Annotated in this window: 22 protein-coding genes; 9 read left to right on the top strand and 13 right to left on the bottom strand. The window is 44.3% G+C overall.

Features of this window, described 5'->3' with window-relative positions; genetic code table 11:
• Positions 1 to 66 precede the first annotated feature (66 nt).
• The 6 genes from H027_RS0116170 to H027_RS0116145 form a co-directional block, all read right to left on the bottom strand.
• Positions 67 to 1,260: an MFS transporter gene (locus tag H027_RS0116170; RefSeq protein ID WP_024873472.1), complete on the bottom strand. Its 1,194-nt coding sequence runs from the start codon at positions 1,258 to 1,260 to the stop codon at positions 67 to 69.
• Positions 1,261 to 1,674: 414 nt separating this feature from the next.
• Positions 1,675 to 2,733 (bottom strand): alpha/beta hydrolase, encoded by a 1,059-nt coding sequence (locus tag H027_RS0116165; RefSeq protein WP_024873471.1) that lies wholly within the window; start codon positions 2,731 to 2,733, stop codon positions 1,675 to 1,677.
• 35 nt (positions 2,734 to 2,768) lie between these two features.
• Positions 2,769 to 3,755: an aldo/keto reductase gene (locus H027_RS0116160; protein WP_024873470.1), complete on the bottom strand. Its 987-nt coding sequence runs from the start codon at positions 3,753 to 3,755 to the stop codon at positions 2,769 to 2,771.
• A gap of 33 nt (positions 3,756 to 3,788) precedes the next feature.
• On the bottom strand, positions 3,789 to 4,196 hold the full coding sequence (locus tag H027_RS0116155; protein WP_237657994.1) for a cyclophilin-like fold protein: 408 nt from the start codon (positions 4,194 to 4,196) through the stop codon (positions 3,789 to 3,791).
• Positions 4,197 to 4,323: 127 nt separating this feature from the next.
• Complete coding sequence (locus H027_RS0116150; RefSeq protein WP_024873468.1) at positions 4,324 to 4,848, bottom strand: NAD(P)H-dependent oxidoreductase; 525 nt, start codon at positions 4,846 to 4,848, stop codon at positions 4,324 to 4,326.
• Between the two features lie 34 nt (positions 4,849 to 4,882).
• Positions 4,883 to 5,182, bottom strand: a complete 300-nt coding sequence (locus tag H027_RS0116145; RefSeq protein WP_024873467.1) for a DUF1330 domain-containing protein — start codon at positions 5,180 to 5,182, stop codon at positions 4,883 to 4,885.
• 141 nt (positions 5,183 to 5,323) lie between these two features.
• Between H027_RS0116145 and H027_RS0116140 the strand changes: the two genes are divergently transcribed.
• Positions 5,324 to 6,283, top strand: coding sequence for a LysR family transcriptional regulator (locus H027_RS0116140; RefSeq protein ID WP_024873466.1), 960 nt, complete (start codon positions 5,324 to 5,326; stop codon positions 6,281 to 6,283).
• 14 nt (positions 6,284 to 6,297) lie between these two features.
• Here H027_RS0116140 and H027_RS18110 read toward each other — a convergent pair whose 3' ends face one another.
• Positions 6,298 to 6,816, bottom strand: coding sequence for a cyclophilin-like fold protein (locus tag H027_RS18110; RefSeq protein WP_202593503.1), 519 nt, complete (start codon positions 6,814 to 6,816; stop codon positions 6,298 to 6,300).
• Between the two features lie 196 nt (positions 6,817 to 7,012).
• Between H027_RS18110 and H027_RS0116130 the strand changes: the two genes are divergently transcribed.
• Positions 7,013 to 8,668 carry a tannase/feruloyl esterase family alpha/beta hydrolase gene (locus tag H027_RS0116130; protein WP_051449054.1) on the top strand — a complete coding sequence of 552 codons (1,656 nt, stop codon included), beginning with the start codon at positions 7,013 to 7,015 and terminating at the stop codon, positions 8,666 to 8,668.
• Positions 8,669 to 8,923: 255 nt separating this feature from the next.
• Positions 8,924 to 10,081, top strand: coding sequence for an MBL fold metallo-hydrolase (locus tag H027_RS0116120; protein ID WP_081741577.1), 1,158 nt, complete (start codon positions 8,924 to 8,926; stop codon positions 10,079 to 10,081).
• A gap of 48 nt (positions 10,082 to 10,129) precedes the next feature.
• Here the strand turns inward: H027_RS0116120 and H027_RS0116115 are convergent, their stop codons facing one another.
• The 4 genes from H027_RS0116115 to H027_RS0116100 all read right to left on the bottom strand — a co-directional run bounded on the left by H027_RS0116115 (position 10,130) and on the right by H027_RS0116100 (position 15,006).
• On the bottom strand, positions 10,130 to 11,287 hold the full coding sequence (locus H027_RS0116115; RefSeq protein ID WP_024873462.1) for an iron-containing alcohol dehydrogenase: 1,158 nt from the start codon (positions 11,285 to 11,287) through the stop codon (positions 10,130 to 10,132).
• A gap of 57 nt (positions 11,288 to 11,344) precedes the next feature.
• A complete protein-coding gene (locus H027_RS0116110; RefSeq protein WP_024873461.1) occupies positions 11,345 to 12,496 on the bottom strand; it encodes an iron-containing alcohol dehydrogenase in 1,152 nt (383 codons plus the stop codon).
• Between the two features lie 363 nt (positions 12,497 to 12,859).
• Positions 12,860 to 13,930 (bottom strand): alpha/beta hydrolase, encoded by a 1,071-nt coding sequence (locus H027_RS0116105; RefSeq protein ID WP_024873460.1) that lies wholly within the window; start codon positions 13,928 to 13,930, stop codon positions 12,860 to 12,862.
• Between the two features lie 26 nt (positions 13,931 to 13,956).
• Complete coding sequence (locus tag H027_RS0116100; RefSeq protein WP_024873459.1) at positions 13,957 to 15,006, bottom strand: NAD(P)-dependent alcohol dehydrogenase; 1,050 nt, start codon at positions 15,004 to 15,006, stop codon at positions 13,957 to 13,959.
• A 237-nt stretch (positions 15,007 to 15,243) separates the two neighbouring features.
• On the opposite strand from H027_RS0116100, the gene H027_RS0116095 reads away from it, so the two are divergent.
• Entirely contained in the window at positions 15,244 to 16,185 is a 942-nt protein-coding gene (locus H027_RS0116095; RefSeq protein WP_237657989.1) for an AraC family transcriptional regulator, read from the top strand.
• A 101-nt stretch (positions 16,186 to 16,286) separates the two neighbouring features.
• Complete coding sequence (locus H027_RS0116090) at positions 16,287 to 17,327, top strand: alpha/beta hydrolase (protein ID WP_024873457.1); 1,041 nt, start codon at positions 16,287 to 16,289, stop codon at positions 17,325 to 17,327.
• A 94-nt stretch (positions 17,328 to 17,421) separates the two neighbouring features.
• Here H027_RS0116090 and H027_RS0116085 read toward each other — a convergent pair whose 3' ends face one another.
• Entirely contained in the window at positions 17,422 to 18,318 is an 897-nt protein-coding gene (locus H027_RS0116085; RefSeq protein WP_024873456.1) for a LysR family transcriptional regulator, read from the bottom strand.
• A gap of 161 nt (positions 18,319 to 18,479) precedes the next feature.
• Here H027_RS0116085 and H027_RS0116080 point away from each other — a divergent pair, with 161 nt between their 5' ends.
• Entirely contained in the window at positions 18,480 to 19,562 is a 1,083-nt protein-coding gene (locus H027_RS0116080; protein ID WP_024873455.1) for an alpha/beta hydrolase, read from the top strand.
• A gap of 296 nt (positions 19,563 to 19,858) precedes the next feature.
• Here H027_RS0116080 and soxR read toward each other — a convergent pair whose 3' ends face one another.
• Positions 19,859 to 20,311 carry a redox-sensitive transcriptional activator SoxR gene (gene soxR, locus H027_RS0116075; protein WP_024873454.1) on the bottom strand — a complete coding sequence of 151 codons (453 nt, stop codon included), beginning with the start codon at positions 20,309 to 20,311 and terminating at the stop codon, positions 19,859 to 19,861.
• Positions 20,312 to 20,513: 202 nt separating this feature from the next.
• Between soxR and H027_RS0116070 the strand changes: the two genes are divergently transcribed.
• The 3 genes from H027_RS0116070 to H027_RS0116060 are packed head-to-tail and all read left to right on the top strand — an operon-like array spanning position 20,514 to position 26,123.
• Positions 20,514 to 21,653, top strand: coding sequence for an efflux RND transporter periplasmic adaptor subunit (locus H027_RS0116070; RefSeq protein ID WP_024873453.1), 1,140 nt, complete (start codon positions 20,514 to 20,516; stop codon positions 21,651 to 21,653).
• Positions 21,650 to 24,724 (top strand): efflux RND transporter permease subunit, encoded by a 3,075-nt coding sequence (locus H027_RS0116065; protein WP_024873452.1) that lies wholly within the window; start codon positions 21,650 to 21,652, stop codon positions 24,722 to 24,724. Before H027_RS0116070 ends, H027_RS0116065 begins: the two co-directional genes overlap by 4 nt.
• Complete coding sequence (locus H027_RS0116060) at positions 24,717 to 26,123, top strand: efflux transporter outer membrane subunit (RefSeq protein WP_024873451.1); 1,407 nt, start codon at positions 24,717 to 24,719, stop codon at positions 26,121 to 26,123. Before H027_RS0116065 ends, H027_RS0116060 begins: the two co-directional genes overlap by 8 nt.
• Positions 26,124 to 26,199: the final 76 nt, after the last annotated feature.

The raw sequence follows: 26,199 nt of genomic DNA, 5'->3' as shown, positions 1-26,199 counted from the left end.
TAATTAATTGTCCCTGCTCTGTTGAGCAGCCAAGTCTGTGAATTCATTCAGCGATATAAAATAAGATCATCGATGACGTCTTATCCACCAAGCCAAAGCACTACAAACACCAGCAATAAATAGTAATCCTGCGGCAAACGTGAAACTGGACTGATATCCACTTGAATCGAATAATATTCCGCTAATTCCTGCACCAGCGGTAATAGCCAGCTGGATAATAGCAACCATTAACCCCCCGCCTTGTTCCGTCTCTTTTGGTACGACCTTGGTTAACCAAAGGTTCCAACCAACACTTGAGGATGTGCCGAAAAATCCCCAGGCAGCAACAAGCAAAATACAGAGTAAAAATTGAGCTCCCCAACCGATAAACATACAACACAAAATTGCCAGTATGATTGGCCAGAAAATCAGAACTGGGAAAAGTGTTCTACGCAAAATAGGGCCAATACATAACGTACCGACAAAACCACCAACCCCAATGACAAAAAGCGTAACAGACAGTTGCGTTGCGCTTACTTGGGTCACTGTTTCAAGAAACGGACGTAGATAAGTAAACTGCGCAAATTGCCCCATAAACAGGAAAAAAATGGCCAGCATGCCAACAGAAAATTCAAAACGACCAAGTAATTTCAATGGATTGCCTGATCGCCTTTGTGTAGCCATAGCAGGCATCTGAGGTAATGAGATAAATTGCCAAACCAATGTGACACAAGCGATCGGTACAATCGTAAAAAATGCCCCTCGCCACCCGATATGCGCGCCCAGAAAACTACCTAGTGGCGCCGCGATTGTACCTGCAAGCGCATTACCCGCATTTAATAACACCACCCCTCTGGGCAGTTGCCCAATCGATAATAACCGCATCAACGTTGCGGTTGATAATGACCAGAACCCACCAATCACAATGCCTAATAAAGCTCGTCCCACCATTAAGATCTGGTAATTGGGGGCAAAAGTAACCACGGTTCCAGAAATGATCATGATGGTTGTTAATGCCAACATGACAGTTCGACGATTTTTATTTTGCGTTACTGTTGCAATCAACAAACTAGTAATAACGGCAAATAAACCTGAGACCGCAATTGTTTGCCCAGCCTGCCCCTCTGTCATTGCCAAATCAGAAGCAATTGGGGTGAGTAGACTGACAGGTAAAAATTCGGAAGTAATTAACGCAAAGACACACAATGACATTGCATAAACAGCAGACCAATTTGTTTTTTCTTCATGAAAATTTGCTTGTTCAATAGCTTCTACTTGCATTCAAATCTCACTATGTATTTATATCATCACGATATAGTTCAAATACGAAAATTACCCATCCATAAAAACTGATAATATAAAAATCATATTTTATTTCTGAATAGCCATAGACGGGTACACCCCAGCCCCTACTTATATTTTCAAAAATAGATATAAGCCAAGGGGTAATACATTCACACATGAAAAATACAGCTAGAATTAGCTTCATAAGAAAATTACGATGAATTTACATTACCTATGATAATGGCGTATTTGTTTCACACTAGTCTTTTTTCTGGAAAACTTTATTCCTATTTCGGGAATAACCACTATAACGAATCAGATGGAAATCGTGGTGGCATCGCAAGCTAACACCAAAATTCACAAACAAAAAAGGATCTCACATGAAATCCTTTTTGTTCAAAACTAGAGTGATTACTCCAGATTTTTCTTAAAAAATTCAGTCAATTTTTTAAATGGGATCAAATTCACTCTGTCATATAAATCAACATGCCCAGCACCATGAACCCAGTAGAGTTCTTTCGGCTCTGCTGCGTGTTGGTAAGCATCCTCAGTAAACACCTTAGACATCGCTTTATCTCCGGCAATAAACAACATTGGCCGAGGAGAGATCATATCGATATCCGCAAACGGATAGAAATTCATGAATTTAACATTACTGGTTAAAGTTGGATGCGTCGTTAACTCAGGGGATGAACCAGCAGGCGTGAATTCCCCTCGGGATGTGCGGTAAAAATCATAGAACTCACGTGACATCGGGTCTGTTTGTTCGGTAATTTCATGAGGCGTGCCACCCGTGTATTCTGTTTTTCCGCCAGTGAATTCAACATAACGTTGTTCAGCAGCCTTTGCTAATACCGCTTTCTTCTGTTCAACAGATTGCGCAAATCGTGTGGCAGCACCCATGTCGACCATACTGACTGTAGCTACCGCTTTCATGCGTGGATCAAGCTTTGCCGCACTGATGACAAAACTGCCACTGGCACAAATACCAAGCACACCAATATTGTTTTGTTTAACAAAATCACGTGTCCCTAAGAAATCTACAGCGGCACTGAAGTCCTCCGCATAAATATCGGGAGAAACGGCATTACGCGGTTCACCTGCACTTTCACCCCAGAAAGAGAGATCAATTGCCAGCGTGATAAATCCTTGTTCAGCCATTTTTTGCGCATATAAATTGGAGCTTTGTTCTTTCACTGCACCCATTGGGTGACCCACAATGATCGCAGCTCTTTTTTCACCCGCTTTTAGATCCTTAGGTGTAAATAAATTCCCCGTCACCTTCATCTTGTACTGGTTTAAAAATGTTACCTTTTGCAGTTTAACCAAATCACTTTTATAAAAGTTATCTGCGCCATTTGATAAATCAGGCGTGTATTTTGTTGCCTGATTTTCCGCTGCATTCACGGTTGTCATATTTCCAGTCATCAGTATGGCTCCTAACAGATAGGCGATGAATTTTGGTTTCATGAATGTTCCTTTTTATTTAAAAGCATAGTCGATTATTACCATGCATAAGCCTGTGGTGCTTCACCACCGGGACCAGGCCAAATTTCATCTAATTGTTTGAGTGTTTCCGGTGCTAATTTGATCTCAACAGACCGAAACATTTTCTGCATTTGCTCGACCGTTCTCGGGCCAATTAAAGATGATGTCACCACCGACTGATGGAGTAACCACGCCAAAGCAACATCCGCAGGATCTTCGTTTAATTGCTCACATAATGATTCATAGGCTTGAAGCTGAGATGCATGTTGTTGAATTTGCTTCATCATCCCGGGGGATGCACGACGCCCTTCAGATGCTTTCTTCAATACACCACCTAATAAGCCACCGCCTAACGGACTCCAAGGGATCAAACCCAAACCGTGATAACGGCAAGATGGGATCACTTCTAATTCGATAGTTCTGGTATTCAGGTTATAAATACTTTGTTCCGCAACCAGCCCCATAAAATGACGTGACTTAGCCATTTCCTGTGCTGTTGCTATATCCCAGCCAGCAAAGTTGCTACTACCGACGTACAAGATTTTCCCCTGTTGCACCAGCAGTTCCATCGCCTGCCAGATCTCTTCCCAAGGCGTCAGTCTGTCGATGTGATGCATGAAATAAACATCAATACGATCCGTCTTCAGGCGGCGCAGACTATCCTCACAGGCTTTACGAATATGATAAGCAGAGAGACGGCGATCATTGGGGCCTAGCCCCATTGGTTGATAAACCTTTGTGGCTAAAACGATCTGATCGCGTTTGCCACTTTGAGCCAACCAACGGCCAATGATCTCTTCTGATAATCCATTGCCTTGCTGAATATCTGGTGATTGCGGCAAACCATACACATCAGCGGTATCAATGAAATTGATACCATTATCGGTGGCTGCGTCCATGATTTGGTAAGAAGTTGTTTCATCGGTAACATTACCGAAATTCATCGTGCCCAAGGTCAATTCACTGACTTTAAGACCAGTACGACCTAGATTCTTATATTGCATGCTAATTTCACCTCAAATTTTTAGCAGTCAGAATTAACGACTACTCATCGAAACGGTATATTTGCCTTTCTGGCAGGCTGCTTCAAAACCATGGCTGACATGCCCGAGCTTTTTTAGTCCCGGAGAATAAGAAAATGGTTTACAGAAAATGACGATATTTCCCCAAGGCGCGTAATAGGCAAAATCACCTTTCTCTGGGGTATAACCATCTGGCATTCCCTGCGTGCTAATTTTTCTGGGCAAATAGCTGATTTTTTCGACTTGGCCATAGTCATCCCACTCAAGCTGATGTGGAAGAAGAGTCAGCAAATCACGGGTTGCTTCATTTTCATCTAAAGTAATTTCAACCATCTCACCGTTAAGCTGAAAAATAATGTGTTTCATCGTGATATATCCTTCAGGTGTGGCAGCAGCACCATTAGCAAAAAAAACCAAAAACACGCCGATCAAATAGTCATGCTTTTTGTTGATAAGATTTAACAATTTCGCAGAGAGGGACCGAGACATGGTTTATGACTCCTGTAGCCAAGAGATAAACTGGCTGAAAAACTATCAGCCAGTGATGTCGTTATTTTGATAAAGCCGCAATTAGCGTTTCTTGGAATAATTCTGTTTTAGATTCATCAGCACCCATAGCCTCAAAAAATGCGATTGGCTTCAGATAATTCATTCCGACATATTTCGCACTGGCTTTTAGCGGGCTTAATACTTCATCCATCGTGCATTCAATAACGCCTTCCGGTGAATAGGTAAACTCTGTTGCGCCCGCTGTGGCAACAACCTGAAATTGTTTATCTTTTAATGCCGTGCCTTCTGGCCCGAATGCCCAGCCATAAGTCCAGACACTGTTCATGTAGGCTTTCAACATCGGAGTTAAATTAAACCAATGCACTGGGAACATATAAATGACGCGGTCGGCAGTATTGTGTGCGGCTTGTTCAGCCTGAATATCAAAGCTATTTAAGTCCTGTCCATATAAGGACTCTAAATTGCGAATCTCCACATCAGGTACTGTTTTCACAGCCTGTTCCAGTGCTTTAATTGCGTGAGATTGTTCCGGATATGGATGTGACACAATGACTAACGTTTTCATAATCAATTCTCTTTAAAATTCAAAATAATAAAAACTAACCCGCAATACCTTCCACTAAATAGGCATTCGCGTCGGAGGCTGCTAGGCGATAACCAATAATTGCCTGATACTCCGGCGATGCATACCAAGCTTGTGCTTTCTCGATACTTTCAAATTGCAAAATAAACATCCGCCCCTCAGGGGATGAACCTTCTAAGCATTCGGCACTTGAACCCTGAACGATGGGTTTTCCACCAAAGGCTTTGTAGGTTTCGGCCACTTTTTCCACATAGGGTTTAATGGCATCATAGTCATGGACTTTGACATCAAAAATGAAATACGCTGGATTAGTCATGACATTCACTCCGTATATTTTGAGATGCAGTAGTCAAACAGATTGCTTTTGAAGAATTAGTGTAATCGAATAGATTATTGGGAATTAGAGGTCTAATCGTTTAAAGTTATATAACTTAAAGTTGAAAATAAGACCTAACCGATGGATACCAGCAGTCATATCACAGGGATTATTGCTTTTGTAAAATCAGCAAATACAGGCAGCTTCACTGCTGCGGCAAAAATACTGAATATTACCCCTGCCGCAATCAGCAAAAATGTTGCAGCATTAGAACAAAACTTGGGTGTTAGGCTATTTAATCGTACAACCCGAAGTCTGAGTCTCACGGCAGAGGGTGAAAATTTTTTAGCGAATGTAGCCCCAGCGCTGTCATCACTCGACAATGCAATCGAAAGCGTGAACACACAAGACACCCGCCCAACAGGGCTTGTTCGCATGTCGGTTTCCAATGTAATTGGCCGAAAATTGTTGATGCCCATCATTCCAGCGTTGTTAGAGACCCATCCGGAATTAAGAGTTGAAATTGATTTTGATGATCACATCATTGATTTTGTGCAGGAAGGGTATGATTTGGTGATCCGAGCGGGAAATATTCACGATTCCTCTATGATTTCGCGGTATTTAGGCGAACTGAAACGCTGTTTAGTCGCATCCCCTGCTTATCTTGCTCAATATGGTATTCCTCAACATCCGACAGAATTAAACAAACATCGATTGATTTCCCGCCGATTCTTGGGAAATCGAGTTCTTCCTTGGCGGTTTACCTTTCCTGAAGGAAGTGTTTATTTACACGAACCCACGGGTTCTATTTTGACATTATCTGACCCAGGCACATTAGTTAATGCTGCGCTCGAAGGACTCGGAATTGCTGAAACAGCAGTATATCTAGCATGGTCACATCTTCAGAAAGGCGATCTCAAACTCGTTTTGTTTGAACAACATGATCCCGGTGATTTTCAGATGATGGTGCAATATCCACATCGCTCATTAATTGCACCCAGAGTGAGGGCATGTGCTGATTTTATTCAACAGGCACTACAGAAGAATGAAGCACTCAATATCAAACCACAACAGATGATCCAGTGGTCAGCACTGTCATGAAGGTATTTACTCCATTACCATTGACATGATTGCTCACATGATATTTTTACATTAAGCGAACTATGTTTCGTAAGTAAATCAGTGCCAGAAATGATGCGCCCCATTTTGACAAGCCCTCTGGCATTGGGGCCCGGTTGATAAAATATTGCAACATTTCCCCAAGGCGCGTAGTAAGCGATATCTGAAATTTCACCCGCATATGATGTTGGTGCCCCCGAGACCGATAACGAGTTTGGTAACGCACCACTGATTTTTTCAGCATGATTAAAATCATCAAGCTTCAGTGTTAATGGTAATAATTTGATAAAATCACGTGAGGTGGGGTTATCATCAATATTAGCCAATATGATCTCGTCACCGATTTCAATTTTTATTCTTACGCCATGCTCATCTCTTGTCACAGAATTAACTTTTCCTTGAACATCTGATGCAAATGAATTTTTCATCCAATAGCCACCGATTAATATTAGAATAATTAAAAAATAGTTTTTACTTATTGATACCTTTCGTTTTTCCATGAATTTGATACGCATCAGGCCACCAGAGCTTAGTACAATAGCGATTATTGTTAGATTATATGTAGACCATCACAAATCATGAGTAAATTCCTCTCAATTTGTAGAATCAGGCAAGTAATAAATAGAATTGTGTTAATTGCTTGCTACTTTTTTCATGAGAATGGCACTTATCTGGATGATACTGTTGGTAATAATAACAAAAGGACAAAAAATGAAACAACAACCAAGGAAAGTAATAAAGCAACGAGGTCAATTATGTCTCATTACCCTGGTTTCACTTGCCAGCTCGCCTTATGCGTTTGCGGATAAAATTGAAGCTTGTTCTCAGTTAAAAAACCTCACGATCGACAATGGCTCAATTACAGAAACCCGTTATGTTAACGCCGGTCTTTCTCAGCAAGATCCATTCAGAATGTTTACGGGAGCAAGTGAAGCCAATCATGAATTACCTGCTCATTGTCTTGTCCGGGGTGAAATCGACAAGAGAGTTGGTTCTGATGGTAAAAACTATTCGATCCGCTTTGAGGTACGGCTTCCTGAAAGCTGGCAAAACAGATTTATCTTTCAGGGTGGTGGTGGCACCGATGGTTTCCTCGCTAATGCCATCGGAACAGCGCCATTCTTAGGTTCTACCGCGGCCCCCGCATTAGCTCGTGGTTATGCGGTGACATCCATGAATGGTGGTCATGACAGCGTTGATGCTACGTTTGGTCTTGATCAAAAAGCCCGTCTCGACTACGCCTATGCCGCGATTGGCAAAGTGACTCAAGCAGCTAAATCTGTCACCCGATCTTATTATAAAGATCCGCTTAAATATTCGTATTTTATGGGTTGCTCAAATGGTGGACGTGAGGCAATGATCGCTTCTCAACGTTATCCGACCGAGTTTGATGGCGTGGTTGCAGGAAACCCCGGATTTCGTCTGAGTAAAGCAGGTTTAGGCGAAATTTGGGATACACAACAGCTATCTCGTATTGCGCCGAAAAATGCGCAGGGTAGGAAAATACTTGCCAATGCATTGAGTGATGCAGATTTAAAACTTATCAGCGATTCCGTACTGGAAAAATGTGATGCCTTGGATGGATTAAAAGACGGCATTATTAACAACTATATGCAATGTTCATTTGATCCAAAGGTATTGCAATGTAACGTCAAAAACAGCAAAAACTGCTTATCAGCACAAAAGGTTACCGCAGTGAAAGCCATTTTTGACGGAGCTAAAGATAGTAAAGGAAATAAAATATACAGCAGCTGGCCTTATGATGCCGGAATCAATACTCCCGGCTGGCGGATCTGGAAATTGGGCTTTTCTCAAGATCCCAATAAACCAGATTCACTTAATGCAACTTTAGGTGCTGAATCCATGAAATATTATTTCATGACACCTTCTCGACCTGATGCTGATTTAAATAAATTCGACTTCGATAATGATGTTCAAAGCGTTTTAGAAACAGGTGCTCTGAATGATGCGGCGTCCACGATGATGACGACATTTGCCACTCGTGGTGGGAAATTGATGATTATCCAAGGTGTCTCTGACCCAGTGTTTTCTGCTCATGACATTCGCGATTGGTATCAGGCAACAGAAGCCAATACTTCTCATGGCGATCAATCAGCAATGAAATCCTGGAATCGTTTGTTCATGGTGCCAGGAATGGCACATTGCGGTGGTGGTGTTGGCTTAGATGATCTGGATCCGCTCACCGCGATTCAGAATTGGGTTGAAAATCAACAAGCACCTGACTTTATCGCTGCAAAAGGAAAAGCATTTCCGGGGAAAACTCAACCTGTCTGTTCTTACCCTGCGATAGCAAAATATAAAGGCAGCGGTGATATCAACTCAATTGACTCTTATCATTGTGAATAAATAACATCGTGTGTACCATCCCATAAATGACAGATATTTATGGGATGGATTTTAAAACCTGCTCTGCCTATATTCCTTTGGCGTACCGGCTCTTTACTCCAAATTTTTTGATTATCAATTCCAAAAAACGGAATTATACCCATCAATAAATTCCTTATAATATTAGCTCTGCTTTTAAATTCAACTTCATCAAGCATAGAATGCATGGCTTGAGAGACGCTACAAGTCGTGTACCTAACATAAAGGAATTATTTAATGGCAAAAGAACGAATTGTTCCTTTTGAGTTTTTATTTAACAGTAAATTAATTTATAAAATGTCATCCATTTTGATGAGTGTTGTTGTGTTGCTCGCAATATTTATCTATTTTTATATGCAACAACCACAATTTAATGAAGCAAAATCGATTACTGTTTTCCCTAAAAATCACGTTTCCATTTATGAACACGGTACATTTTACAATCAATTGCCAACCCCTGTATTAACAAGAACAATTGAAAAGAGTCAGGTTTCTGAGGTGATCGATTTCTTAATCAACAGCCCTCAAGATTCAAAACCAACAAATGCAATTCCTACAATCAAAACAGATTTACACAAGCTTGATCCGAAAGAAAACGCAATAGTCTGGATGGGTCATTCAAGTTATTATCTGCAAGTTGATGGAATCAAATTTTTAATTGACCCTGTATTTAGTGAAAATGCATCTCCTGTTCCTTTTACGAATATCGCATTTAAAGGTAGTAATATTTATACAGCCGATGATATTCCACAGATTGATTATTTACTCATCAGTCATGACCACTGGGATCATCTGGACTATTCATCAATCGTGGCATTAAAAGATAAAATTTGCAAAGTAATTACGCCATTGGGTGTTGGTCAATATTTCACACAATGGGGATTTAAAAAAGATATCGTTCAAGAGGGCGATTGGAATGATGTGATTCAGGATAAAAAAAACAATGTTCAGATCCATATCTTACCTGCCCGTCATTTTTCAGGGCGCCTATTTACCAGAAATAAAACATTGTGGGGGTCATTCGCCTTAATCACTCCGAATCAGCGTATTTATTTGGGTGGAGATAGCGGGTATGGCCCTCATTTCAAAGAGATAGGCAATAAATTTGGTGGATTTGACACTGCGATTTTAGAGTGTGGACAATATGATCCTGATTGGCGCCTGATCCATATGTCACCGGAAGAAACAGCTCAAGCGGCTGTAGATTTAAAAGCAAACGCGCTTTTACCTTCACATAATAGTAAATTCAAGCTCGCTAATCATACATGGAATGACCCATTAAATAGAATAAGCAAAGCCAGTTTAAATAAAAATTATCGTTTGCTAACACCGATGATAGGTGAAAAGGTTGAATCTGATAATAAAAATCAGACATTTTCAAAATGGTGGGAATAAAATAATCAACATGGCCAGCCCAAATAAATCAGGGCTGGCCATATGTTTTTACAATGCAAGTTTAAGGATACTTCTTACATCATCTGGCGTGATGTCTTTATATTCACCTAATTTAACGAATTTATGTTGTTCCAGTTTTTCTATAATCGGCTGAATGATTGTTTCGTCCAGACCATAATCTTGTAGTCGGGTAGGAACCCCCATATCCGTAAAAAATTGGCTTGTATGCGCAATCACAGCAAGTATTTTTTCCTCATCATCGCCTTGTTTTATATTCAAAACCCGATCTGCATATTGCAATAATTTTTCTTTCTTCTGTTCTTTCTTATAAAGCCAGACAGCAGGTAATAAAACGGCCAGTGTTTGTGCGTGGTCGAGACCATAAAGCCCTGTTAATTCAAGCCCAATCATGTGAGAAGCCCAATCTGTCGGCACCCCTGTTGCTAACGTACCATTTAACGCCATGGTTGCAGCCCACATCAGGTTTGCTCGCACATCATAGTCTTCAGGGGTTATTAATGCTTTTTTGCCTTCCTCCAATAATGTCATTAATAATCCTTCCGCGAATCGGTCTTGTACTTTCGCATTTACGGGATAAGTCATATATTGCTCAACGACGTGCACAAACGTATCAACAACACCATTACCCACCTGACGAGCCGGTAATGAATAAGTGGTGGTTGGATCTAAGACTGAAAATTTAGGAAAAACATGTGTTGAACCAAAAAATAATTTATCTTTGGTTTCTGCCCTTGTTATAGATGCGCCTTTGTTCATTTCTGAACCTGTAGCAGCAAGCGTTAACACACAGCCTAACGGAATCGCCTCTTTGATATGGGCGCCATTTGTTTCAATGATCTCCCATAACTCATTGCGATATAATGTACCCGCAGCAATAAATTTTGACCCATCAATAACCGAACCACCACCGACAGCAAGAATGTATGTAATTTTTTCTTTTCTGGCGAATTCAACTGCTTTTACCAACGTTTCAAAATGCGGGTTTGGTTCGATCCCGCCAAATTCGAAAAAAGTGATCCCGGTTAAAGCATCAATGACCTGATCAAAAATGCCATTTTTTTTAATACTACCACCGCCATAAGTGATCAACACTCTGGCATTGGCTGGGATCTCTTCTTTAATTTTTGAAATTTCACCTTTACCGAAATGTATTTTTGTTGTGTTTTTATAACTAAAATTATTCATTTTATATCCTTTATTTCAGTAATAATTTTCATCCCCTTTATTAAAAAGAAATAATCATTACTCTGATGCATTTTCAAGAATTGAAATGACAACATCTTTGGTATATGTATCTGCAGCGCCAAAATATCTTGCATTATCGAGAATGTTATCGATAAGCTCTGATAGATCATCCGTCGGAATATTTAACTGAGAGAGGCGTGTTGGTGTTCCGATTTTATTCAGCCAACCTTCAAATGCTTCAATACCTTCAAGCGCCGTTGACTTACCAAAGACTTCTCTTGCAAATCTTTCAAACTGTTTGGTATTGTTTTTGTAATACCATTTCATCCATGCAGGCATAACAATGGATAAACCCGCGCCATGTGGCACATTAAATAATGCAGATAACGAATGTTCAATCATGTGGTTCGGATATTGATATCCCATCGCACCAGCTTTGGTGAGTCCATTTAATGCGAGGGTTGAAGCCCATGCAAATTCAGCTCTTGCCGCATAATTATCAGGGTCAGCAAGTAATAGTTCTGTTGTTGAAATAACTGTATTAATGATTGATTCGACAATGCTTGATTGTATGCCGGGTTGGAGTTTCGCCGTGAAATAAATTTCGATCACATGTGCAATAATATCTGAAGCAGAATAGACTAAATAATCTTTGCTGACACTGTTCATCAGCTCCGGGTTTACTATAGAGACTTTCGGAAATGTGTATTTAGAAGAAATAGCCCATTTTTGCTTGGTTTTTTCGTTTGTAATCACTGCACCATTATTCATTTCACTTCCGGTTGCGGCAAGCGTCATGATGCTAAACACAGGCAGGGCGGCTTTGATCTGTTCTTTGCCACTAAAGAAATCCCACACATCACCTTGATACATTGCACCGGCAGCGATCGCCTTTGAGCTATCTAAAACAGATCCACCGCCAACACTCAATATAGCATCGACCTTATTTCCTTTGGCAGTATCGATACCATGATGTACTGTTGATAATATCGGGTTACTGATTATTCCACCGAATGGCACAAATGCAATATCAAATTCTTTGAGAGAGGCAATTACTTTATCAAATAAGCCACTGTGGATTATTCGATCACTACCATAGGTAATCAGCACTTTTTTAATCTGATGATTAGCAAGATGCTGACCAATCATGTTTTCTTTATCTTTGCCAAAATCAATCATTGTTGGATTATAAAAAGTAAAGTTATTCATGCTTTTTCCTTTATTGTGTATGGTTTTTATTGCAGTTACTATTTTTTACGCTTAATTCTTGATTTTATTAATTCTTAATCAGCGAATTATTCATTCCTGAAATGAGAATTATAATATTTGTGATCTGTGCCCATAAACAAAGCTTGACGAACCACCGTATGGTTTAATTTCCATTCACCAAATTATTTATTGCAGAAAGGCCATGACCGGAATATATAAAATGCAGGGATAGTCAGAGAGACATATAAAACATCTATATACCTTCTGACTATATTGAGTCGGAATTAAAATGCCACAGGTAACAAAGGAATCGGTCGTTACCGCCTGTCGTGACATGTGGCATGGTCTGTACGTTACTTCATACTACTTCAGGTTGGTGCGGAAAAACGACGTCAGCTTGTCAAATGGGATCACGTCCATGCGATCATACAGATCTGTGTGGTTAGCTCCCGGAATAATCATAAGCTCCTTCGGTTGTGCCGCAGCAGCATACGCGGTTTCACTGAAATAGCGTGAGTGTGCTTTTTCACCATGGACGAACAGGATCGGACGCGGTGATATTTCCTTAATATAAGTCAGGATCGGCATGTTCATGAACGACAGCGGTGTAGTCATTGTCCAGGAGTTGCCTGAGTTGACTGCTCGCGGATGATACCCACGCGGCGTCCGATAGTAATCGTGATAGTCCACCAGGAACTGCGCTTCACCACCCTTCAATTCGTTATAGGGAGGTTGGTAGGCCGGAGTGCCCTTTTCCGCATCCTTCCAACGCTGCTGGCTCAGTTGTTCCAACGCTTGTGTGCGCTGTTCCAGCGTAACGCTGTCGTTGTAACCTTTGGACATGACACGCGTCATATCATACATAGTGCTGGTCACCACAGCCTTGATGCGTTTGTCCACGGCAGTGGCGTTCAAGGCCATTCCACCCCAGCCACAAATGCCGATGATACCGATCCGCTCACGGTCAACATTCGGTTGCAGACCGAGAAAATCCACAGCCGCACTGAAGTCTTCGGTGTTGATATCCGGCGAGGCAACATTGCGCGGCTCACCACCGCTTTCGCCAGTGTAGGATGGATCAAAAGCCAGCGTAACGAATCCACGTTCAGCCATGGTCTGCGCATACAGGCCGGATGACTGCTCCTTCACCGCGCCAAACGGACCACCGACGGCAAGTGCCGCCAGCTTGCCACTGGCATTTTTCGGCTGGTACAGATCAGCAGCTAAAGTGATGCCATAACGGTTCTTGAATGTGACTTTTTTGTGATCAACCTTGTTACTTTGGGCAAAGGTTTTGTCCCATTTATCGGTGAGTTGTAGTTGTGACTGTGACTCTGCAACGGCTTGCCCCATGGTGAACGACCCGGCAATTAAGGTGACGATGCCGATAAAGGACGTTTTTAGCAAGTTGCGGTGTGTGCCAGATGTACTCATAGTTATATCTCCAAGTGAGCCGTATTTCAGACGGCAAGGGTAGCGTTGTCGATCACAAAACGATATTTGACGTCGCCTTTCAGTAACCGTTCATAGGCATTGTTGATTTCGTCAGCCCGGATCAGCTCAATGTCAGAAACAATGTTGTGTTCCGCGCAGAAATCGAGCATTTCCTGCGTTTCCGGAATGCCGCCAATCATTGAGCCAGCCAGTGCGCGGCGCTTGAATATGAGGTTGAATACTTCTGGTGACGGATGTGGTGTTGCAGGTGCACCAACCAGTGTCAGGGTGCCATCGCGTTTCAGCAACGCAAGATACGCATCAAGGTTATGTGCTGCTGCAACCGTATCGACGATCAAGTCAAAGCTCTTGGCATGCGCAGCCATTTCTTCGGCATTACGAGACAGGATCACCTCATCGGCACCCAGTATCTTCGCAGCCTCACGTTTGGATTCAGACGTCGTGAAAGCCACAACATGTGCGCCCATCGCATGAGCAAGCTTGATGCCCATGTGACCCAACCCACCAATGCCGACAATACCCACTTTTTTACCCGGCCCAGCTTTCCAGTGGCGTAACGGCGAATATGTGGTGATGCCTGCGCATAACAACGGTGCTACGGCTGCAAGCTGTTCTTCGGGATGACGAATGCGCAAGACGTAACGTTCGTGTACGACAATCTTTTGCGAGTAGCCACCTTGTGTCCACCCCGGTGCATCCGCTGTCGGGAAATTGTAAGTGCCGATCATGCCGTCACAATAGTTTTCATGGCCGGAATCACACTCTTCACAGTGTTTACAACTATCAACGATGCAGCCAATGCCAACGAGATCACCAGTTTTGAACCCTTTAACATGTGGACCAACCGCCGACACCCGGCCAACAATTTCATGACCGGGGACACACGGAAATTGTGTTCCAGCCCACTCTGCCCGAACCTGATGCAAGTCTGAATGACAAACGCCGCAGTAAGCGATATCGATCTGGACATCGTGAGCTCCGGGTACTCGACGGATGATCTGCAACAGTTCAAGCGGTTTATCGCCCGCATAGGCACCGTAGGCATTTACTTTCATGAAAGACTCCTTTAATCGTTATTGGAAATGAGTGAACGCAATGGACGGCTGTGATATCTATCGTCCATCGCGTTTCACTTGTCATTTCCTGTTCAACTTATTTTTAATGTCCGCACCGAATTTTCGATAGCAAGATCCAGCAGATTTTTTGCCTGATCCTCCGGCTGTTCAGATTATGATATGGCATTCAGATAATGCGCGACGTACCATCGCCACGAAGAAAATGCGGAGATGTATATGGTTCAAAACCAGTTACTTAATGACATGCACACTGATTTAGCCAATGTCATCGGAAGGTGGGTAACGAGAGAAGGAGATAGTTCGACCCCAATCGAAAATCTCTTGTTTTTCCGACGAGATGCATCGACAGCCCCTTGCGCATGCATGGTTGAACCAAGCATCGTATTTGTCGTTCAGGGGGCGAAACAGCTGCTGATTGGCGATCAATTCTTTGCCTATGATACCCAGCATTTCCTGCTCAATTCGCTTGATGTTCCGGCCAGCTCGCAAGTGCTTAACGCAAGCCCGGACCGGCCGTGTCTGGGGTTGGTACTCAAGCTTGATTTACGCGTTATAGCAGAGCTCATTACGCAGAGTAAGCTACCTGCACCTTGTGAACACACCATGAACGGAAGCACTGCGCTCGGCACCATGACGCCTGAGTTGCTCGAGCCATTTTGCCGGCTGCTGGCTTTACTGGATGATCCCTGCGCAATCGCGGTGCTCGCGCCACTCATCAAGCGGGAGATCCATTTCCATCTGCTGAGAAGCGATCTGGCGGCACGTCTGTGGCATATTGCATCGGTAGGGAGTCAGAGCCACCGGATATCCAAAGTCATCCATTGGCTGAGAGAAAATTACGCCCAGCCGCTAAGCATTGATGAGCTTGCCCTCCATGCACAGATGAGCTCATCAACTTTACATCATCACTTTCGGTTGCTCACCTCGATGAGCCCCCTGCAATATCAGAAATGGCTGCGTCTGAACGAAGCAAGGCGCTTGATGCTGAACGAGCGTCTCGACGTTGCAAGCGCAGCATTTCGGGTCGGCTACGAAAGCCCATCACAGTTCAGTCGCGAATATGGGCGTCAGTTTGGCGTACCACCCAAGCGGGATATCGCAGCATTACGCTTCCAGACGAACACCATTGAAGAAGCTTCCTCATCTGGGAATTATTAAATCCAGAAACCGGAATGTATATGGGTCACTATCAATAGGAAAATACCAGACGTGACATATGTCACATTTGGTATTTAACAACAAACCGTGAGACTCATAACATGAAAAGGCTTTTAGCTTCATTATTAATGTCTGTTGCCGCATTCTCCAGTGTGGCTGCTGACATGTCTAATAATGCCGATAACTTTTACAAAAGCGATAAAGTTATCGTGCAAAAAGTAACATTTAAAAATCAGTACAAAATGGATGTCACGGGTAATTTATTTATGCCCAAGAATATGACCAATGATGCCAAAAGTCAGGCTATCGTTGTTGGGCATCCAATGGGGGCGGTAAAAGAGCAAAGTTCGAATCTTTATGCGCAAAAGCTTGCAGAACAAGGTTTTGTAACACTGGCCATTGATCTCTCTTTCTGGGGTGAAAGTGCCGGAGAACCTCGTAATGCAGTTTTACCTGATCTGTATGCCGAAGACTTCAGTGCCGCTGTCGACTATTTAGGCACCAGACCATTTATCGACCGCAATAAAATCGGTGTATTAGGTATTTGCGGAAGCGGCAGTTTTGCCATTAGTGCCGCGAAAATTGACCCGCGTATGAAAGCAATCGCCACTGTCAGCATGTATGACATGGGTGAAGTCAACCGCTCTGGCCTGACACATTACAAAGAATTTAAACCGATGACGGTTGAAGAACGCAAAGTTTTTCTGGCTGAGGCAGCCGAACAGCGTTACGTTGAATTCACCGGTGGTAAAACCAAATATACCAGTGGTACCACACACGAGATAACCAAAGATACACCGGCGATTCAACGTGAGTTCTATGATTTTTATCGTACCCCTCGCGGCGAATTTACACCGAAGGGTTCTTCTCCTGAATTAACCACACACCCAACATTAACGAGTACAGCTAAATTCGTGAACTTCTATCCGTTCAACGATATTGAATCCATTTCACCGCGTCCAATGCTGTTCATCGCTGGTGAGAATGCGCATTCTCGTGAGTTTAGCAATACTGCGTATAAATTAGCGGGTCAGCCTAAAGAGTTATATATTGTTCCGAATGCTGGTCACGTTGATTTGTATGATCGTGTTGGTTTGATCCCTTTTGCCAAACTGACCGACTTCTTTAAAAAGAGTTTGTAATTCTACGCCACCACGCTCTTTCATCATTTTAAGCAAAGACAGCCCCTTTCTCGGGGCTGTCTTTTTAAAAACGCGAAGACTCCTGACCAATCTTTCAATCGGTATATTTCATTTTCAGTGTTTCTATAACCATTCGAAGAGCAGGCGATACATTCCGATGCGGATAATACAGATGTAAACCTGCAAAACGGTGACTATAGCGTTTTAATACCCGAATGAGGGTGCCCTGTTCCAGATCTTCTGCTACCAAATCTTCTGGTACATAAGCCATACCCAAACCACGTCTTGCCGCTGCAGCTTCTATGTAGCTATCTGAAAATATCCATTGCGCCTGTGGCTTATGTTTTATGAGTTTTCCATCCTGCCAAAACTCCCAGAGATAAAGGCTGCCATCAGCAAACTGATAAGCAATGCAAGGGTGTTCGGTCAGATCTTTTGGTGTTTGAGGAAATCCGTAACGTTGTAAATGTTCTGGCGTGGCGACAACAACCATTTCAATATCAGGCGTGATCCGCACAGCAATCATGCCCTCGCCTACATCTCCCCCTAAACGGACACCCGCATCAAATTTTTCCTCGATAATGTCAACAAAACGACTTTCGCTAATCAGCTCAAGACGGACTTCCGGATACAGCTGTTTGAAAACAGCTAATTTTGGCAACAGAACCTTATCAATTGCATGCTGGCTGGCGTTGATCCTGACGGTACCCGACGGTGTCTCGCGATAATGCGCCAGCATAGACAAACCATTATCCAGCGCTTGAAAGCTGGATTGCGTCGTCCGATATAATTGTTCCCCTGCCTGAGTAAGTGACAGCTTTCGCGTTGTCCTAGTTAATAGTTGGACACCCAGCCGGACCTCCAAATCACGCACGGTGCGACTAATACCTGACTGAGCAACACCTAACTTATTGGCTGCTTTGGTAAAACTACCTTCATTGGCAACCAACATGAATGCATATAAATCGTTGTAGTTTTCACGATCCATCATATTCACTCACTCAAAAAATGACGGTTATTTATAACATATAGATATTAATGTTATCCAATTTAACCATCTAATAATCACCTTATGGTATGACTAAAATACACTCATCGATTAAAAAACATGCACACACAGCATTAATTATTCGTGTTAACAGGAGTTACATTATGACCGTTTTTCCTAAAAAACTGACAACGATTGCCTCTGCCTTATTGTTAGGCACAGCTTTAACCGGAGCTTCATGTATGACCTATGCAGAAAATATCAATCCGACTGAGCCTGTTTCTATGGTTGCTCAATGGGACAAAACCTTTCCACAAAGCAATAAAGTTGAACATCGCAAAGTAACGTTTAAGAACCGTTACGGCATTACACTGGTCGGCGATTTATATCTCCCGAGAAATCGCGCTGACAAAAAACTGGCAGCGATCGCAATCAGCGGTCCGTTTGGTGCAGTGAAAGAACAGTCGAGCGGTTTATACGCTCAGACACTGGCCGAACGTGGTTTTATTACACTAGCATTTGACCCGTCGTATACCGGTGAGAGTGGGGGCGAACCACGCAACGTTGCATCTCCAGACATTAATACCGAAGATTTCAGCGCAGCAGTCGATTTTCTCGGCATTCAGAAGGAAATCGATCGTAACCGTATTGGTATTCTCGGTATCTGTGGCTGGGGTGGCATGGCATTAAATGCAGTCGCAGCGGATACCCGCGTCAAAGCGGTTGCAACCAGTGTCATGTATGACATGAGTCGTGTGATGGCCAAAGGCTTATTTGACAGTATGACTGCGGAACAACGACATGCCGCGCTTGATCAGATCAGCCAACAACGCTGGGCTGATGCTGAAAGCGGAAAACCAGCGCCAATGCCAGGTGGTTTACCCGATAAACTGCCTGCTGATGCGAACCCGATCATCAAAGAGTTTCATGATTACTATAAAGTTCCTCGTGGTTTCCATCCTCGTTCTGTTAACTCAAATGGTGCGTGGACAGGAACTACTGCTCACTCGTTTATGAATTTCCCGCTGATGAGTTATGCCAATGAGATCACGACGCCAACACTAATCGTCACCGGTGAAAAAGCACATTCCCGCTATTTTGCTGAAGATGCCTATAAAGCGATCGGCGGTAAAAACAAAGAGCTGGTTATTGTGCCAAACGCAAATCATGTCGATTTATATGACAATCAGGCAGGAAAAATTCCGTTTGATAAATTTGAGCAGTTCTATAAAACGAATTTACAGTAATCATTGAAAAACATACGAATTAGTTTGCATTCTTAAATTTGGTGCCTGTTTATCAATTCATGATATCAGGCATCAAATTAATTATTTTACACAAAGGACCGGATTTTGCAGGTTCCCGTAATGTCATATCAAACAGATCCGTATACATACCACAATAATATTCTGACGGGCAGCCAGACTGCGCCTTCATTTAGAGATGCAGTTGTGCTACACAAAGTGACTGATACCGATCTAAAAATCGGCAGCACAGGGTTGATAACTCTGGAAAAAATCGTTGGTAAAATATCCGGCGACTTTTATGTTGCTGACGTACCATGCTCTAACAAATGCGCCCCCGCACCTTTTTCTGCTAAGACATCATCCGGATTTCGCAGCGGACAATCTCTCAAGGATAAACAACCACAGCCGATGCATCCTTCCATATGATCTCGTAAGGTAATCAAAGTTTCGATACGTTCAGTCAACATCGTATGCCATTCCTGACTTAACGTCCGCCATTCCTCGACTGAAATAGGTGAATTTGGCAACGTATCGAGGTGTTGTTTAATTTCTGCGAGTGGTAAACCGGCTTTTTGGGCAATTCGAATAATCGCGATCCGCCGTAACACGCCACGATCATAACGACGTTGATTTCCACTATTTCTCGTACTTGCAATCAATCCTTTGGTTTCATAAAAATGAAGCGTCGGAACCGAAACGCCACTGCGTTTAGCAACCTCGCCAACCGAAAGTAAAATTGTCTGGTTCATTGAAAAAACACCATTGACCTCAAGTATACTTGAGGTCATATTATTTATGTCGGCGAACACTTTCAAGCGTTCAAATCAATTTCTGACCGTATTTCAGGAGCCGACATGGGTAGAAAACATTCCCGTCGTCATCAGACACACTTTACTTCAAACCAGAATATTCGCTTTGTGGACTTCCGCTCGTTCTCAGCCGGAGGCCACCATGAGTAATGGCATTCAATTACCCCCAGTTCCTGTTGCAAACAACAAACAAGGGAAAGTTACATTCATCGTCACCATCGTTTGCCTCGCTTTTGTCTTAGGAGGCGTTTTTTATTGGAAAAAAGCACTCACTAGTGGTGCTAAGGGCTGGCAACCGCAGGCAGTCCCAGTGACCGCTATGACTGTGACGCCACGCACATTAGATCAACATCTGGATGCAGTCGGGACACTCAAAGCGGTGCAACAAGTGACATTATCCGCTGAAACGGCTGGTCGCATTGAAGCACTGAATTTTCATTCAGGCCAAATCGTGAAGCCACAACAGCTGTTGGTGCAACTTTACGATGGCACAGAACAAGCAGCACTGAGCACCGCCAAAGCCAAAGCCAATTATGCTCGCTTGCAATTAAAACGTTCTCAGCAACTAGCCCCGAAAGGCGCAGAATCAGTGGATGTGTTGCAAGAGCGTCAATCCGCGTTAGCACAAGCACAAGCGGAAGTTCAGCAAGCAGAAGCTCTAATCCGCCAGAAGAAAATTTTAGCGCCATTCACTGGGTTACTCGGCATCAGACAAGTCAATCAAGGGCAATATCTGAATCCGGGTCAACAAGCAGTAACACTGACCGCTTTAGATAAACTTTATGTCGAATTCACATTACCACAGCAACAGTTTTCAGCCATTCAACCCGGCGGAAAAGTGAAACTGACCACCGATGCGTATCCTAATCAATCATTTGAAGCGACCGTGAATGCAGTTGAACCGCAGGTTGATAACGACACGCGAAATATTTTGGTGCAGGCTGAATTTGAGAATCCGAAGCAGTCGTTACGTCCGGGGATGTATGTGAATGCAGCACTGGTGCTACCACCAACATCCAACGCGATTTTATTGCCTGCGACCGCGGTAGAAACCTCGGCTCAGGGCTATAGCGTCGTCGTGATCCGTGGTGAACAAGCCCATCAAAAAGGCAATGCTGAAATTGTCGCGGTTGAGATTGGCCAACGGATTGGTGATGAAATCCAGATCTTGAGCGGCGTGAAAGCTGGAGATGTCGTCGTCACTGCAGGTCAAAACCGAATTCCCCCGGGAGCTGAAGTCGTGGTGCAACAACCTGCCGATACAGGGGGTAAATCATCATGAACTTTACCGATCTGTTTATTAAGCGACCTATCCTGTCGATTGTCGTCAGTCTGATGATCCTATTGATTGGTTTGAGCGCGACTTACAATTTACCAATCCGCCAATATCCGAAAATGGAAAGTGCGACCATCACGATTGATACCTCATTACCCGGCGCGACGCAGGATATGATGCAGGGCTTCGTGACGACGCCGATTGCACAGGCCATTTCAACAGCCAGCGGCATTGAATACATCACGTCGACATCCAAACAAGGCAAAAGTCATATCTCTGCCAAGTTGGTATTAAACGCAGATGCCGATCGCTCCATGACCGAAATTCTGTCGAAAGTGCAGACTGTAAAATACCGTCTGCCGGCTGGCGTTACGGACCCTGTGATCGCTAAAATCACTGATGGTGCCTCGGCCATTCAGTATCTAGCGTTTCGCAGTTCAACGCTCTCAACGCCACAGATTGTCGATTTTGCAACGCGGATTGCGCAGCCATTAATCACCTCTGTTTCTGGTGTTGCCTCAGCCCCTGTTAGTGGCGGTGCATCATACGCCATGCGAATCTGGGTTGACCCGACGAAATTAGCAGCCAGAGGCATGACGGCCAGTGACATTGCCGATGCATTGCGGAGTAATAATATTCAGGCATCCCCCGGCCAGTTAAAAAATAGCGAAACCTCGCTCAATATCACTGCAGCAACAGACTTACGCGATACCAATGCTTTTCGTGAGATGATAGTAAAACAAGGCACGCAAGGCGTGGTTCGTCTAAATGATGTAGCAACTGTTGAGTTAGGCGGTCAAAACTATGATTCGGCAGCCCTTGCTTCGGGTGAAAAAGCAGTTTATATCGCGATTTCTCCAACGCCAGATGGCAACCCATTGGAGATCGTGCAAAACGTCAATGCATTACTAAAAGACATGCAGCGAGTGGCTCCTCCTGGCTTAGAAATTATCAACCAGTTCGATGTTGTGCACTTTGTGGATGCATCAATTCAAGAGGTCAAACATACGCTGGTTGAAGCCATCGTGATTGTTGTTGCGGTGATCTTCCTGTTTTTAGGCACATTCCGTGCGGTCATCATTCCTATCGTCACCATCCCGTTGTCACTGTTAGGTACCGCAGCACTGATGCTCGTACTAGGATTTTCTCTGAATCTGCTCACGCTGCTGGCGATGGTGCTGGCAATTGGTCTGGTGGTCGATGATGCGATCGTAGTGGTGGAAAACATTCATCGCCATATCGAAGAAGGATTATCCACTTTCAAAGCTGCGCTCAAAGGTGCCAGAGAGATTGTAGGCCCGGTCATCGCGATGACCATTACGCTGGCCGCGGTTTACGCGCCGATTGGGATGATGGGCGGTCTGACTGGAGCTTTATTCCGTGAGTTTGCATTCACACTAGCGGGTTCAGTTATTGTGTCGGGGATTGTTGCGCTCACGCTCTCTCCGATGATGAGCAGTAAATTATTGAACTCGCGTCAGTCAGAAGCGAAATTGGCACAATGGATCGAACGCACGATGGAATGCGCCACCCAGATTTATGTGAGGATGTTAGATCGCACACTGGTCTCTCGCGTCTCCGTTCTCTTGGTGGGAGTTGTCATTCTGGCGGCTATTGGGGTCTTGTTCACCGGTGCAAAACGTGAACTCGCCCCCGCAGAAGACATGGGCTACATCTTTGCCCAAACGAAAGCGCCGCAATATGCCAACATCGACTACATCACGAAATATAGTGCACAAGTCGATCAAAGCTTCACACAACTGCCGGAATTCGATCGGAGTTTCTTCGCAATTGGCATGGATGATACCAACATCGGCTTTGGTGGCATCATTCTGAAAGAATGGTCACAACGCGAACGCAGCGCCGATCAAATTCAAGGTCAGCTTGCTGGCATTACCAGTCAAATCACGGGTGTATACACCTCGTTATTCCAAGACAACCCACTCCCCGCTTCCACGGGCGGTTTACCTGTGCAGATGGTAATCCGATCTTCCGGTGATTTCACCTCGCTCTATCAAACCCTGATGGGGTTAAAAGGTGCTGCATGGGGTAGCGGATTGTTCGCGTTCGTCGATAGTGATCTGGCGTTCGATAATGCTGAAGCACATCTGGATATCGATCGTAACAAAGCCGGTGAGCTAGGCATTTTGATGTCAGAAATTGCGGACACACTGGCCGTATTAGTTGGCGAAAATTACATCAACCGCTTTAACTGGTTCGACCGTTCTTATGACGTGATCACGCAAGTTCCACAGTCACTTCGTCTGACTCCAGAGAACTTAGGCAACTACTACGTGCGGACAAGCGCAGGCAAACTGGTGCCCCTCTCAACGGTGGTCAGCGTCACCATCAAACCACAACCGAATAAATTACCGCAGTTTAATCAGATGAACTCAGCCACGCTGTCCGCGGTCTTAATGCCGGGTGTGACGATGGGACAAGCCGTGGCTTTCTTGCAGCAACAACCGCTGCCAGATGGCACATCTGTTGACTGGCTTTCCAACAGCCGTCAATTCGTGCATGAAGGCGATCGCTTAACCGTTTCATTTGCTTTCGCATTGATTGTTATCTTCTTGGTGTTAGCCGCGCAATTTGAAAGTTTCCGCGATCCGCTGGTGATTCTGGTGACGGTTCCCCTGGCTATCTGTGGAGCGTTAGTGCCAATCTATTTAGGCTTCACCACGCTGAATATCTACACGCAAATCGGTCTCGTGACACTGATTGGGCTGATCTCAAAACACGGCATTTTGATGGTTTCATTTGCCAATGAACTTCAAATTGAGCAAGGCATGAATAAGCTCGAAGCGATTCGACATGCAGCTGCCGTGCGTATGCGTCCGGTATTAATGACCACAGCAGCGATGGTCGCAGGGTTAATTCCATTGTTGTTTGCGGAAGGTGCTGGAGCGGCGAGCCGTTTCGCGATCGGAATTGTGGTTGTCATGGGCATGTTAGTGGGCACGTTGTTCACGCTGTTTGTGTTACCAACCATCTATACCCTGCTGGCTGCAAATCACCACAAGCAACATCAGGAAGAATCTCAGAATGACGATGCAGCGGAGGTTCACCATGCATAAATTACCGCTGAGCACGATCACGCTGGCATTATTTTTGGCTGCTTGTTCAACAACGCCTGATCCGCAAGCGTTTTCCAGTCAGCAAAAAACGAATGCAGGTTCATTTATCAACCAAAACCCTGCGCAGGAATCAAACCAATCGCTTCCGACGAATTGGTGGCAGTTGTATCAAGATCCGCAATTAGATGGATTAATCACCGAGGCATTCAAGGCCAATACCGACCTGCGTATTGCACAAGCCAATCTGAAAAAGTCGCAGAGCATTCTGCGACAATCAGAGGCCGCTCAATTACCGGAGACAACGCTCAATGGCGGTGTCAGTTATGGCAACGCTGACCAGAATCTTCAGGATGAACAATGGCGCGAAAATGCCGGGCTTTCTTTAAATTGGGAAGCCGATTTTGGGGGGCGGATTGATCAGGCCATCAAAGCAGCAAGCGATGATCTGGAAGCGCAGCGCGCAGCCCGCGATCTGGTGCGAGTCACGGTGGCGGCCGAAACCACCCGCGCTTATTTGAATGCCTGCGCTTATGGGTATCAGCAGCAAGTCTTGCAAGAATCGCTGCAAAATAGTCAGGCTCAGTTGCAGATGATCCACGACAGGCTCAACGTCGGCGCAGCAACCGAACTCGAACTCGCCTCGGCTGAATCAGTGGTTGCTAATGTGAAAGCGCAGCTCCCGATGGCGCAAGCAGCAAAGCAAAACGCAGTTTATGAGCTTGCAGCCCTGCTCGGGCGCACACCCAACGATGCACCGGTTGCTGTAGCACAGTGCGCCATGCCGCCAGCGATTGCACAACTCGTTCCGGTGGGTGATGGCACCTCATTACTGCGACGTCGCCCTGACTTGCGACAAGCGGAAAGGCAACTCTCAGCCGATGTTGCCAGAGTTGGCGTCGCAACTGCCGATCTTTACCCTCGTATCAGCTTCGGTGCTTCTGCCAACTATTTGCATAGTGACCAGATCACCGGGAGTGACAGTTTTAGCTATGGTATCGGCCCGCTCATTTCATGGCGTTTCCCGAACATGGTCGCCGCCAGAGCGAGATTGCAACAAGCGAATGCACAGGCAGAAGCCTCGGTCGCCAGCTTTGATGGCAAAGTTTTGACTGCATATAAAGAGGTTGAACAAACCTTAACCTCACTCCATGCGGTCAATAAGCAAAATGCTGAGTTGCTCACCGCACAACAAAAATCAGAGCGAGCCTATGTGCTAGCGAAAGCACGGTATGATGCGGGGGCAATTTCGTATACGGAGTTGCTTGTCAATCAACAAGCCATGCTCAATGCAAGTAGTACCGCAGCCAGCGCAAGACTGCAACTCACCAACGCACAAGTGGATTTATTCAAAGCACTCGGTGGTGGCTGGATGCAAACATCAGATACAATGCTCCAATAACCTCGCCACAAACACCGACAAGCCATTCATATTGGATGGCTTGTTACTCATTACTAATGTGTATCTAGAATTTGTT

Source organism: Tolumonas lignilytica (assembly GCF_000527035.1).
Classification (GTDB): Bacteria; Pseudomonadota; Gammaproteobacteria; order Enterobacterales; family Aeromonadaceae; genus Tolumonas; species Tolumonas lignilytica.
Note: the sequence above shows the minus strand (reverse complement) of the source record. Positions and strands in the feature narration are given on the sequence as shown.

Coding starts and splice junctions, on each gene's coding strand:
- H027_RS0116170 (WP_024873472.1), bottom strand. CDS start 1,260: ATGCAAGTAGAAGCTATTGAACAAGCAAATTTTCATGAAGAAAAAACA.
- H027_RS0116165 (WP_024873471.1), bottom strand. CDS start 2,733: ATGAAACCAAAATTCATCGCCTATCTGTTAGGAGCCATACTGATGACT.
- H027_RS0116160 (WP_024873470.1), bottom strand. CDS start 3,755: ATGCAATATAAGAATCTAGGTCGTACTGGTCTTAAAGTCAGTGAATTG.
- H027_RS0116150 (WP_024873468.1), bottom strand. CDS start 4,848: ATGAAAACGTTAGTCATTGTGTCACATCCATATCCGGAACAATCTCAC.
- H027_RS0116145 (WP_024873467.1), bottom strand. CDS start 5,182: ATGACTAATCCAGCGTATTTCATTTTTGATGTCAAAGTCCATGACTAT.
- H027_RS0116140 (WP_024873466.1), top strand. CDS start 5,324: ATGGATACCAGCAGTCATATCACAGGGATTATTGCTTTTGTAAAATCA.
- H027_RS18110 (WP_202593503.1), bottom strand. CDS start 6,816: ATGCGTATCAAATTCATGGAAAAACGAAAGGTATCAATAAGTAAAAAC.
- H027_RS0116130 (WP_051449054.1), top strand. CDS start 7,013: ATGAAACAACAACCAAGGAAAGTAATAAAGCAACGAGGTCAATTATGT.
- H027_RS0116120 (WP_081741577.1), top strand. CDS start 8,924: ATGGCAAAAGAACGAATTGTTCCTTTTGAGTTTTTATTTAACAGTAAA.
- H027_RS0116115 (WP_024873462.1), bottom strand. CDS start 11,287: ATGAATAATTTTAGTTATAAAAACACAACAAAAATACATTTCGGTAAA.
- H027_RS0116110 (WP_024873461.1), bottom strand. CDS start 12,496: ATGAATAACTTTACTTTTTATAATCCAACAATGATTGATTTTGGCAAA.
- H027_RS0116105 (WP_024873460.1), bottom strand. CDS start 13,930: ATGAGTACATCTGGCACACACCGCAACTTGCTAAAAACGTCCTTTATC.
- H027_RS0116100 (WP_024873459.1), bottom strand. CDS start 15,006: ATGAAAGTAAATGCCTACGGTGCCTATGCGGGCGATAAACCGCTTGAA.
- H027_RS0116095 (WP_237657989.1), top strand. CDS start 15,244: ATGGTTCAAAACCAGTTACTTAATGACATGCACACTGATTTAGCCAAT.
- H027_RS0116090 (WP_024873457.1), top strand. CDS start 16,287: ATGAAAAGGCTTTTAGCTTCATTATTAATGTCTGTTGCCGCATTCTCC.
- H027_RS0116085 (WP_024873456.1), bottom strand. CDS start 18,318: ATGATGGATCGTGAAAACTACAACGATTTATATGCATTCATGTTGGTT.
- H027_RS0116080 (WP_024873455.1), top strand. CDS start 18,480: ATGACCGTTTTTCCTAAAAAACTGACAACGATTGCCTCTGCCTTATTG.
- soxR (WP_024873454.1), bottom strand. CDS start 20,311: ATGAACCAGACAATTTTACTTTCGGTTGGCGAGGTTGCTAAACGCAGT.
- H027_RS0116070 (WP_024873453.1), top strand. CDS start 20,514: ATGAGTAATGGCATTCAATTACCCCCAGTTCCTGTTGCAAACAACAAA.
- H027_RS0116065 (WP_024873452.1), top strand. CDS start 21,650: ATGAACTTTACCGATCTGTTTATTAAGCGACCTATCCTGTCGATTGTC.
- H027_RS0116060 (WP_024873451.1), top strand. CDS start 24,717: ATGCATAAATTACCGCTGAGCACGATCACGCTGGCATTATTTTTGGCT.